10 protein-coding genes are annotated in these 10,597 nt (G+C 54.8%); 9 read left to right on the top strand and 1 reads right to left on the bottom strand.

From position 1 onward, the window contains the following. Positions 1-169 precede the first annotated feature (169 nt). The 3 genes from C4318_07385 (at position 170) to C4318_07375 (ending at position 3,891) form a co-directional block, all read left to right on the top strand. Entirely contained in the window at positions 170-1,765 is a 1,596-nt protein-coding gene (locus tag C4318_07385; GenBank protein ID MER3454960.1) for a hypothetical protein, read from the top strand. A gap of 342 nt (positions 1,766-2,107) precedes the next feature. Beyond that, positions 2,108-2,545, top strand: coding sequence for a hypothetical protein (locus C4318_07380; GenBank protein ID MER3454959.1), 438 nt, complete (start codon positions 2,108-2,110; stop codon positions 2,543-2,545). 50 nt (positions 2,546-2,595) lie between these two features. Beyond that, complete coding sequence (locus tag C4318_07375; GenBank protein MER3454958.1) at positions 2,596-3,891, top strand: MFS transporter; 1,296 nt, start codon at positions 2,596-2,598, stop codon at positions 3,889-3,891. Positions 3,892-3,922: 31 nt separating this feature from the next. Here the strand turns inward: C4318_07375 and C4318_07370 are convergent, their stop codons facing one another. After that, entirely contained in the window at positions 3,923-4,948 is a 1,026-nt protein-coding gene (locus tag C4318_07370; GenBank protein MER3454957.1) for a hypothetical protein, read from the bottom strand. Positions 4,949-5,034: 86 nt separating this feature from the next. On the opposite strand from C4318_07370, the gene C4318_07365 reads away from it, so the two are divergent. The 6 genes from C4318_07365 (at position 5,035) to ybeY (ending at position 10,545) form a co-directional block, all read left to right on the top strand. Beyond that, complete coding sequence (locus C4318_07365; protein MER3454956.1) at positions 5,035-6,387, top strand: hypothetical protein; 1,353 nt, start codon at positions 5,035-5,037, stop codon at positions 6,385-6,387. Positions 6,388-6,429: 42 nt separating this feature from the next. Beyond that, positions 6,430-7,368 carry a hypothetical protein gene (locus tag C4318_07360; GenBank protein MER3454955.1) on the top strand — a complete coding sequence of 313 codons (939 nt, stop codon included), beginning with the start codon at positions 6,430-6,432 and terminating at the stop codon, positions 7,366-7,368. A 26-nt stretch (positions 7,369-7,394) separates the two neighbouring features. Next, positions 7,395-8,264: a hypothetical protein gene (locus tag C4318_07355; GenBank protein MER3454954.1), complete on the top strand. Its 870-nt coding sequence runs from the start codon at positions 7,395-7,397 to the stop codon at positions 8,262-8,264. A gap of 125 nt (positions 8,265-8,389) precedes the next feature. Then, positions 8,390-8,833, top strand: coding sequence for a histidine triad nucleotide-binding protein (locus tag C4318_07350; GenBank protein ID MER3454953.1), 444 nt, complete (start codon positions 8,390-8,392; stop codon positions 8,831-8,833). A 203-nt stretch (positions 8,834-9,036) separates the two neighbouring features. Continuing rightward, positions 9,037-9,999, top strand: a complete 963-nt coding sequence (locus tag C4318_07345) for a phosphate starvation-inducible protein PhoH (protein ID MER3454952.1) — start codon at positions 9,037-9,039, stop codon at positions 9,997-9,999. Positions 10,000-10,011: 12 nt separating this feature from the next. Then, positions 10,012-10,545 carry an rRNA maturation RNase YbeY gene (gene ybeY / locus C4318_07340; GenBank protein ID MER3454951.1) on the top strand — a complete coding sequence of 178 codons (534 nt, stop codon included), beginning with the start codon at positions 10,012-10,014 and terminating at the stop codon, positions 10,543-10,545. The last annotated feature ends 52 nt before the right edge of the window (positions 10,546-10,597 follow it).

Here is a 10,597-nt window from a genome sequence, read left to right as displayed (position 1 = left end):
TTGGAACGTAAGCGGGGTCTCTGCCACCGTCACCTGGCCCGGATCTGGAAACATCACCGGTAATATAACCGTAGGCCAGATCTCTAACGGACAGGTCACCCTCTCTAATGCAATAGTTGACTTCACGGCCAGCTCCACTTCGGTTCAGGCCAGCTTGAGACCCACTTCTTTGACGGTAGGAACGCTAGTCTCTGGAACCGTATCTGGAAACCTCACCTACAACTCCTCTACTGGTGTGGCTACCCTTTCCCTGCAGGCATCCGGAAGGGTGGGCTCTTGGAACGTAAGCGGGGTCTCTGCCACCGTCTACTGGCCCGGATCTGGAAACATCACCGGTTCTATAACCGTAGGCCAGATCTCTAACGGACAGGTCACCCTCTCTAATGCAATAGTTGACTTCACGGCCAGCTCCACTTCGGTTCAGGCCAGCTTGAGACCCACTTCTTTGACGGTAGGAACGCTAGTCTCTGGAACCGTATCTGGAAACCTCACCTACAACTCCTCTACTGGTGTGGCTACCCTTTCCCTGCAGGCATCCGGAAGGGTGGGCTCTTGGAACGTAAGCGGGGTCTCTGCCACCGTCACCTGGCCCGGATCTGGAAACATCACCGGTAATATAACCGTAGGCCAGATCTCTAACGGACAGGTCACCCTCTCTAATGCAATAGTTGACTTCACGGCCAGCTCCACTTCGGTTCAGGCCAGCTTGAGACCCACTTCTTTGACGGTAGGAACGCTAGTCTCTGGAACCGTATCTGGAACCCTCACCTACAACTCCTCTACTGGTGTGGCTACCCTTTCCCTGCAGGCATCCGGAAGGGTGGGCTCTTGGAACGTAAGCGGGGTCTCTGCCACCGTCACCTGGCCCGGATCTGGAAACATCACCGGTAATATAACCGTAGGGAACATCAGCTACGGTGTGGCGTCTCTTAACGGCACCACCATCAACTTCACGGCTTCGTCCTCGGCTGTAAACGCATCTATAGAGTCGACGCTGAATGTGGGGGATCCGTTCAGACTAACGGTGGGGCTGTCGGGAAGCGCCTCGTACAACGTCTCCACGAATGTGCTTTCGGTTTCGGTGACCACCGGATCGGGAACGATGTGGGGGAAGCCGATCAGCGGGACAGTTACGTTCAACGTCAACGTTTCGTCGACCACGATCTCAGGAAGTGCTTCGACAAGCTCTTTGCGTTTCAACTACACAGACTTCGGAATCACGCTGAGCAACACATCTATTAACTTCAGCGTCTCCGGTGGGACCGTTTCAGTATCGGGATCGGGCAGCGTAACTGTGAATGGCCCCCTGGGGAATGGATGGCTCTCTGGCTCGGGGGCCGCCACGCTCAATGGTTCTCAACTCAGGTCGACTAGTTACCGCATCACCCTCAACAACGTCAATAAAACAATTACCTGGGTTGATGTTGGTCCCACGTCGGGGACCGCCCTTACCGTCGACATAATTGCCGGTAGCATGAGCTATGACGCTACGGGCCAGATGAATGTCATAGTCAACATCCCGGTTCTCGGCTGTAGGGAGCTGGATTTCAGGATCCACGCTTGGGGAAGTCAGAATGTTTTACAAGTCGATTTCACTGGATCGTGGGTGATTGGCCTGTTTGGTGCTCGGGGACACGTCGATATTTACAACTGGCTCAGTAGCACCAATCCGCCGATGTATGGGTATGCCGATGCTCGTTTCCTGTTCATCTGGTGGAGGGCCCAGACCTGGAACGGCCAGGGCACAGAAAACTCTGGATGCTGACCTATGGCTCTCTTAGGCTGCCTCGGGCTATAGCCTAACTCCCTAGGCCTAGGGGGTGATCGAGCTAGGGCAGTAGATTTTGGAGGATTGACCGGGCCGGGAGCACGATTGTATTCCGGCTCGGTCTTCCAACCTCATATAGACCCCGCGTTGCACGATTTCATTCTTTCCAGGATCCCGTCTAGATTGAGACGGGACACAAGTTCCGATTCGGCTTGTGAGCTGGTTCCCTCGTTTTCCTTTGAGACTATTAGAAGAATCTTTTGGCAGGGAGTCTAAGGAGGCTACTTAGACGGTGCTAGGAGCCATTCTTATAGTCAGACTTCGAAAGGCCGACCAATCATGGCTGGATGGTGGACAATCGTGAGAATCGCACATGTTCTAGGGGCCTGCATATGGGTAGGCAGCCTCGTGGCATTCACATTCTTCGTGCGACCTGGCGCACAGCGAACGCTCGGTCCCGCCGACTCAGAGGAACTTATCAATCGGTCAGGCAGACAGATAGGCTTTTTTATCGCAGCAATCCTCGTTCCCCTTCAGTTGTTCAGTGGCATGGCGCTTCTTCTACACCGGGGATTTACCGTCGTCGGATCTAGCTCAAGCCTGTACCGCACGATTATCCTTACCAAGATTGTGATTTTCTTCGTGGTAATAGCTATATCTGCGGCTCACGGTGTAGCTTCTGCAAGGTCAGCTAAGAACGCATCCCGGATCCTTGCGTACCTTGCTCTCGGCGGATCTCTCGCACTCACCGCCATGGGCGCGGCTCTTGTGTCTTGATACTTGAGCGAATGGCCGGCTCTACTGCCAAAAACCCCAAGCGAGCAGCGATGTCGTTCATCGTCACGATGGGGATGGTAAGCCTTTTCGCTGATGCATCGTATGAAGGGGCGAGATCCATATTGGGGGCATACATGGCCCGCCTTGGGGCGAAACCTGTTGTAGTGGGTGTTGTGGTGGGGGGAGGCGAACTTTTGGGATATCTGGCGCGAGCGGGCTTTGGCCCTCTCGCCGACAGAACGCGTAGATATTGGCTGTTGACCGGCGCTGGTTACATTGTGAACCTCTTGTCGATACCGGCGATGGCGCTGGCCCGCTCTTGGGCGTTGCTCGCGGGACTTGTAGTTTCAGAGCGTTTCGGGAAAGCGCTCAGAACGCCTGCCAGAGACGCGATGCTCTCAAAGGCAACTCGTCTTGTTGGAGAGGGATGGGGATTTGGGGTCCACGAGGCTCTTGATCAGATCGGTGCAGTAGCAGGCCCGCTAGGTCTTGCTTTAGTTCTTGCATCTGGAGCGTCGTATCGAACCGGATTTTTATGGCTCTCAATACCTGTAGCCCTAGCTCTGATTGCTTTGGGTGTAGCGCGAAAGCTCGCCGCCAGCGAAGAAGACAGTGAAGCAGATACGGCCAACAGTATGGCGATGGCTGTAGAAGTCGGTAAGGACTGTGGTCGAAGTACAGAGGAGTTGGAGGCTCCTAAAGGATCCTCTCTTGCTCAAGACCAATCTCTAGCCCGCGATCTTCGTGCTCCAGGCGAGGCTTCGGTGCCCATGCGTGCGCTAATCCGTGGGTCCTTTGGGGTTTATCTCTTGGCCACGGCTTTCTCTGCAGCCGGACTTGCAGACTTTGCGCTAATCGCATACCACGCCGAGCAGAAAAATGTTGTCTCTTCTGCCTCGATTCCGCTTGTCTTTGCCGCCGCGATGGCTGTAGACGGAGCTTCGGCTCTTGGTTTCGGGCGCCTTTTCGACAAGATTGGGTTGAAAGCTCTTTGCTTGGCAGTGGTGTTGTCGGCACCTTTTGCTGTAGCTGCATTCGCTCGCGACTCCCGACTGTTCGTCTCCGGTGTCTTGCTCTGGGGGATCGGGCTTGGTGCGCAGGAGTCGATAATGCGCTCCGGAGTAGCAACGCTCACCCCGCAACGACTCCGCGGTTCTGCCTACGGCCTGTTTGGAGCCGTCTTTGGCATCTCGTGGTTTCTGGGTAGCGCCTTGATGGGGTATTTGTACGGGATTAGCATGGTAGCCCTGGTCGTGTTTTCGGTGATGTGTGAGAGCATTGCAGCAAGCATAATCGCAGCTGTTTGGATCTCAAAAGGAGTCAACCGCGGGCCCCTCCGACCTTAGTCTTGCAGTTATGCCGACTTTGAAGCCCGTCTCATTTGATCGCTATAGCATTGGGGGGAGAAGCGATTCCCCCTCTAAGGTTTAGGGGCGCAGACACCAGCATCGCTTCAAACCGACCGTTTTTGGCAGAGTCCTCCGCAAGGCTGTCGAGATACCACATCTCTCCAATTGGGATGCCGAGCATCGGCAAAAGGATAGTATGCAAGAACCCTTCGTGGATTAGTTGTGGGTCGCTCCAGAAGCGAGATCTCTGAGGTTCCTCCAAGGTACTTCCCGGGGGCCATATCTCCAAGGAAGGGTTGTCAGCGGCGACCGCGGCAATGTGCCGATCCCATAGCCAGCGCGCTGTCCCGGTGCCAGGCACCAGCCCCGGGCATGCGAAGTTTGCCATGTTCGAACGCTCAGCCCGTTCTTGCGCCGAAAGCGACTCGTACCACTCGATCCAACCTGTCCGTACTAGCAAGATATCACCCGCTTCGAGAGAAGATCCTTGAGCCTCCAAGGTCGCCTCCAAGTCTTCCACTGTTATGGCATCAGGACTTCCCTGCTCTAGTGGCCGTCCTTGTTGTTGCCGCCATCTAGCCACATCGGCCAGTACAGCGCGCCCAACGATTCCTCTTTCCGCCCATCGGTCGATTCCGAGGAGCCCTTCTCTCTCGCTGCCTCCATAGTGTCCATGGGAGGGGTGACGGATGTGTAAGAACCCGTCCCATTGGCTGGAAGATTGAGTGTTGAACCCGTCGATGTGATCGTCGGCGGATATCGGGGTTTTCGTCACCTTGTGCTGAAGAGTTGTCCTCGCGAAAAGCGGAGGGTCGGGCAGGCTGAGAGTCCAGTTTAACGGGAAGACTTTTCCCTCCTGCACCAAGGAGGCTGCTCGTAGTACTTTTTCAGCTGTCAACAGGTTGAGGGATCCATAGGTGTCGTTTGGTCCCCAAACCTCCCAGCTGCATGGAACCCCGTCGAGCCGGGGTAGCTCATCAAATGCCGGGAGGACGGGAAGATTTTTCGACTTCCGGTCAGCTTCGGCATGAGACGACATTGCTTCCTCGCTCACTGCAGCACTCCTTTAGGTATCTGGGGCTTCTTACTCGAAAAGGGTCGACGCAAAACGCGCGTTCGCTGTTGTAACCATATGGGGCTATGTTATATCCGCAAGAATTTGCTGGGCCGAGCTCGCTGATTCGTATCCAGGAAGGCATCTGGGATGAAGAAGATCAAGGACTCACTACTAGGCCCAGTGTAGCTTGGCATGGAGATGTGTGTAAGGACCAGGTGATGCGCCTTCTACGACTAGATTTCAAAGATCCTTCTTTTCCAATCTCCTTGGTCGAGGCGGACAATCCCCCTATTCCTAACTCGGAGTGGGCATTGTGCAGGGTGATTCGTGGGGGTATATGTGGAAGCGATCTGGGGGTACTAAAGGGAAAAACCGTCAGTCCCCTAATGGCCAATTTCGTGGGTTTTCCCATGGACATGGGACATGAGATTGGCGCTGTGGTAGAGGATCCAGGTTCAGACTTTCCGTTCAAACGAGGGACGAGGATAGCGGTGGACCCCGTCATAGGTTGTGCTGCAAGGGGGATCACACCGGCCTGCCCTTACTGTGCTTCCGGTTCTCCTTCCTGCTGTGAGAATTTGTCTTCTCGGGCTCTAACTCCGGGCTTCGCTTTGGGTTATACGAATGGGCTCGGTGGAGGATGGGCCGAGATGGTGGCGGTTCACTCGTCGATGGCTTACGAGGTACCCCAAGGGGTGCCGGACGAATCCACTTCGCTTGCTGAACCGCTTTCAGTAGCTGTGCATGGAATCCTTGGCTCTCCACCACCCGAAGACGGCCAGGCCTTGGTAGTAGGCTGCGGAATCATCGGTCTTGCCGCTATCGCAGCGCTGAGATATATGTTCCCGGATAACTTTGTTGTTGCCCTCGCTCGTCATCGTCACCAAGCTGAGGCAGCCGAAGCTCTAGGAGCTAACCTGGTTGTATTGGGGCGAGACGATGCAGGCAGTCTCCGGCCCCAGGCAGAGCTTATCGAGGAGCTGGCACAACTCGCCGAGTCGCGCCTTGTAAGGACTGGGAACGACGCGATGCTTGCAGTTGGCTTTCCCTATGTAATTGAGGCAGCTGGAACCCGTGATGCAATCGATACCGCGCTCCGGTGCACATCGCCTAAGGGGACGCTGCTGTTCTTGGGTGTGGCCGGAAAAACAGAGATCGACCTAACACCGGTCTGGCTGAAGGAAATCAGAATTCAAGGGTCTTTTTGTCATGGGTTTCACCCCAGTGCATGGGCGGGGCGTTCGAGCGAGACAGTAGAAAACACTACTTCTTCTCTCGAGCTTGCACTGGAGATGCTGGCAGCCGGAAGGTTGCCCTACAAGATAGTGGTGAGCGCAGAGTTTCCTCTCTCCGAGTACCGGGCCGCACTAGCGACGGCTAAGGATCACGCAACTTCTTCCTCTATTAAGGTTGTCTTCGACCCTCAACTAGGCTGACGCGTTCTGGTTAGTCGCCAAACAGATCTATACTGCGCGCAGATGGATAGAGGCTCGACTAAAGCAAAAGTACATACCAAACCTGCCAAATCTCTCAGGCGCTTCCATTACATTGTCCCGATCTTGGTCGTCACTGCGTCTTTCATCTCAGCGATTGTCGTTCAAAGGTTGTCATCTGGCAACTCTCCACCGGCGAGTAAGGAACCGGTGCCAACTGTGGTAGCGAATGCCGGACCGGTAGCAGTGCGCGCGTATGCCTTTCTTATGTCCAAGGATTTGGCTGGCGAGCCCCTAGATGTTCTAGTGCTTGACTTTGTGGGCCGGCGGTTCGGCATCGATACGCTGCGTAGCTTTACCTCAAGGGCCGTGGAAAATCTAATCGATGAAGAAGGGCCTAACAAGTTGTATGTGAGACTAGTACTGCCCGCCTCCGAGCTTCCCGAGAGGGTCCGCAGTGCGCCTCTTCCTACGCTAGAGGCGGCAGGGTCCATAGTTTACTACCCGGTTGTTGCTCTCAACTGTGATCGATTCCCTTTACAGCCAGCGTTTCTTGACGGCCTACGCTCGGAAGCTCCCAAAGGGGGATACAGAAGTACTCACTCAGCTTTAGCTCTGCTCTGGGGATATGAGCAGGGATGCATCGATCGCACTTCGACCACCGACCTGTACAACGAGCACTTACGAGTGTTGTCAGAAACAATTGCTACCGAATCATTCCCAGGAGATTTATACGTCGAGGCGCTAGCCCTTTACGAGTTCATGAGCGAAGAACCAGTACCTGAGTCGATCCTCGACAGAGTGGCCCAGGTGCAGTTAGAGGACGGATCTATCCCATATTCGCGATCCGAGCCGATGGGTTCCACGCACGCGACAACTTTGGCTCTATGGGGCGCTCTCGAACACAGCGATCCGGAAAGATCGCCTGATGGATGGATCGTGGCCCCGGGGCCGCCAGCCGGTCCTCCTCTGGTACAAAGATGAGCTGCCCTAATTACAAGAGAAGAAGAGTGTTAGAGGTCTTGGCCAATAGTCTACGTCGCGGGCAGGCAGTTTTCACTTGGGTAGTGGTCGTAGCGACCATTCTCCTTTGGTCCTGCCGACCCCAAGTTCCTCTGCGGCCGGTTGTTACGGGTGACGATCCCTCCTCCAAAACAACAGCCTATTTGATATCTAGAGGAAATTACCTTCTGCCGGGTGCTGCTCTGCTTCTCGATTACCCGAGGCGAAAATTCAACCTAGACTGGGCACGCCCTCTGGTCGACACTGTCTTGGCAAAGCTCTCCGACCCGAAAGAATTCGCAACCGTTGGAGTTTTTGCCCGCATGGTAGACCCTGTCCCTGCCAGGGCGCTGAAGCCATCGATCACGCAGACGATCGAGTCTTTTAGGCCGATTCCCACGACGTATGCGGTGCTACAGGGGTTGTACTGCGACTGGGCTCCGCCGCCTGCCGAGTTCCGTACTTTTTTGCTAGAAGACAAGGCAAGTCTCAAGCATTGGCGCGTCTCTTCTCTTGTGGCCTTGGCATACCTCAAGGCGAACGGCTGCCTTCAAGAATCTGATTGGAGCGGGATCGCAACCGAGCTGCTTGTCCGATACCGTGTTTTTCTCGACGAAATCGTCGCCTCCCAAGCTCCTCCTGGAGCGGAGTTCGTCGAGACCGTCGGGGGAATTTTTTTTGCATTAGGTGGGTCTTACGTAAAAGATGCCTGGGCAATGTACCTAATTGAACATCAAAGGCCCGATGGAACATGGAATGAGGCCGGGGCGTCTGGGTCAGATGCGGACGATCTAACCGCCGCATGGGGACTACTCGCCATTCTGGAGTACACACATCCACAGGCTGGCCCGGTGCCGGTGATCCCGTCGGAGGCGTGAGAAAACGTCGCTGCTTTATCGGTCATGGCTGTCGAGTAGTTGTCACGATGATTGTCGTTGCGATTCTTTGGAACGCCTCTAGTTTGTTGCTATCTTTTGCAGCGCCTCTAGTTTAGAGATGGCGTATGATCAGCAAGGGCGGACGGTATGGCTGCGACTCCGGCCTTGCCATCACGAGGGGAACGCGGCCGGTAACAACGGGCAAAAATGGGAGGCTCATCGTGGCAATCGACTGCCTTTTCTGCAAGATCGTCTCTGGCGAGGTGCCTTCCGAGAAGGTTTACGAGTCAGAGCACGTTTTGGCATTTCGTGACATTAACCCTCAAGCCCCCACCCATGTTTTGGTGATTCCCAAGCGACACGTGGGATCAGCAGCTGAGCTTGGGGCGGAGCACGCCGAAGAGCTGAGCGAGATCTTTGACGCATGCAACAAGGTGGCTAAAGAAGAGGGGATCGATGCCTCGGGGTATCGCATTGTCACCAACGTCGGTCGCAACGCTGGGCAGACGGTGTTCCACCTTCACTTCCATCTTCTCGGCGGCCGACCCATGACTTGGCCTCCCGGATGATGCACACTAGTCAAAAGAGATTTTTTCATTCCATGAATCGTCGACGCTTTCAGCATGGATCCTCACTTATAATTTCTTGGAGAGATTTCGTCGTCCTATGAACACTATCGCTGCTCCCACTGTGTAAATCCTGCTCGGCCAGGGTGCCATTGGAAGAACCCGCTCACACACAGGTCAAAGTTGTCGTTCCTGGAGAGCATCTAATGCTCGCTATTCTGGGCGAGCATGACCGTTTTCTCCGCACGATCGAGGACGCCTTCGACGTCGCCGTGGCGGTGCGCGGCAATGAGATCACCATAAAAGGGAATCGCGAAGAAGCCGAGCGGGTCTCGACGCTCTTCGAAGAACTCATCGACCTCGTGAGAGGTGGTCACACGCTAGACCCAGATCAAGTTGGAAAATCTATCCAGCTCGTCAAAGAGCGCCCTGATCTGCAGGCATCCCAGGTCTTTGGAGATAGGGTTTTCAGTGGAAGAGGGCGGCAGGTCAGACCCAAAAGCATCGGGCAAAAGGCGTATGTCGATGCGATAAGAGATAACACCGTCGTCTTCGCTATTGGACCTGCGGGTACAGGTAAGACTTATTTGGCGGTAGCGGCAGCCGTGCAAGCCCTCCAAGACGGCCAAACTCGTCGCATAATTCTGACCAGACCTGCGGTCGAGGCGGGGGAGAAGCTTGGGTACCTTCCTGGTGACATTCTTGCGAAAGTAGATCCATACCTGCGGCCCCTCTACGACTCGCTATACGACATTATGGATCCAGGGGAGGTCCAGAAACTTATCTCCAGAGGAACGATAGAGATCGCGCCGCTCGCTTATATGCGAGGAAGGACTCTAAATGACAGCTTTGTTTTGTTAGACGAGGCACAAAACACCTCTCCTGAACAGATGAAGATGTTCTTGACACGCATAGGTTTCGGCTCTAAAGCGGTAGTAAACGGCGACGTTACCCAGATCGATCTGCCGGCAGGTCACCGCTCTGGGTTGGTTCATGTAGAGGGGGTGTTGGCGGGGGTCCCAGGCATTGCTTTCGTCCATTTAGACGGAAAAGACGTTGTCCGACACGAGATAGTCAAGAGAATCATCGAGGCCTACGACCGCTACGAGGCAGCCGAGAAAGGTAAATTCATGGCTCGCCTGAATGGCGATCCTGAGGTCTCTGCCTGAATTTTGCGGGGAATGCTTGTGCGCGCCGTTGAAGTCTTTGTTGCAAACGAGCAGAGTGACGAGGAAATCGACCTTGAGCGCATCCGTATGCTGGCCGAGGAGGTACTACTTCGCCAGGAGGCTCCCGAGCCGACGGAGGTGTCTGTCATCTGCGTAGACGAAGCATCGATGAGGTCATTGTCGCAACGGTTTTTGGGAATCGACGAAGCCACAGACGTATTAGCTTTTCCGATCGACGGGGAAGTGGAAGAAGAAACTGTGGAGACTGCTCCGGGTGGTCGAGTGCTTTGGCCTGAAGACGGACCTGTCCTATTGGGCGATGTAGTGATTTGTCCCGCCGTCACCAGACGCTACGCAGAGGAGAACCAAAAGAGCTTCCAGAGTGAGATCGACCTAGTGGTGGTGCACGGTCTGTTGCATTTGCTCGGGTACGACCATGCCACCAAAGACGAAGAGGCAGTCATGAACGAGCTACAAAACGCTCTTCTTGACAATTTCTACTCAAAGTTAGAAGAGGCTTCGTCCGAATCGGGGGCGGGGACATGAACAACCTGCCGATTTCGCTGTGCTCATTTCAAGTAGCTTGCGAAAGCATTTC

This window comes from Acidimicrobiia bacterium (assembly GCA_040289475.1).
GTDB lineage: Bacteria > Actinomycetota > Acidimicrobiia > ATN3 > PSLF01 > PSLF01.
This window is presented reverse-complemented; position numbering and strand designations above follow the sequence as displayed.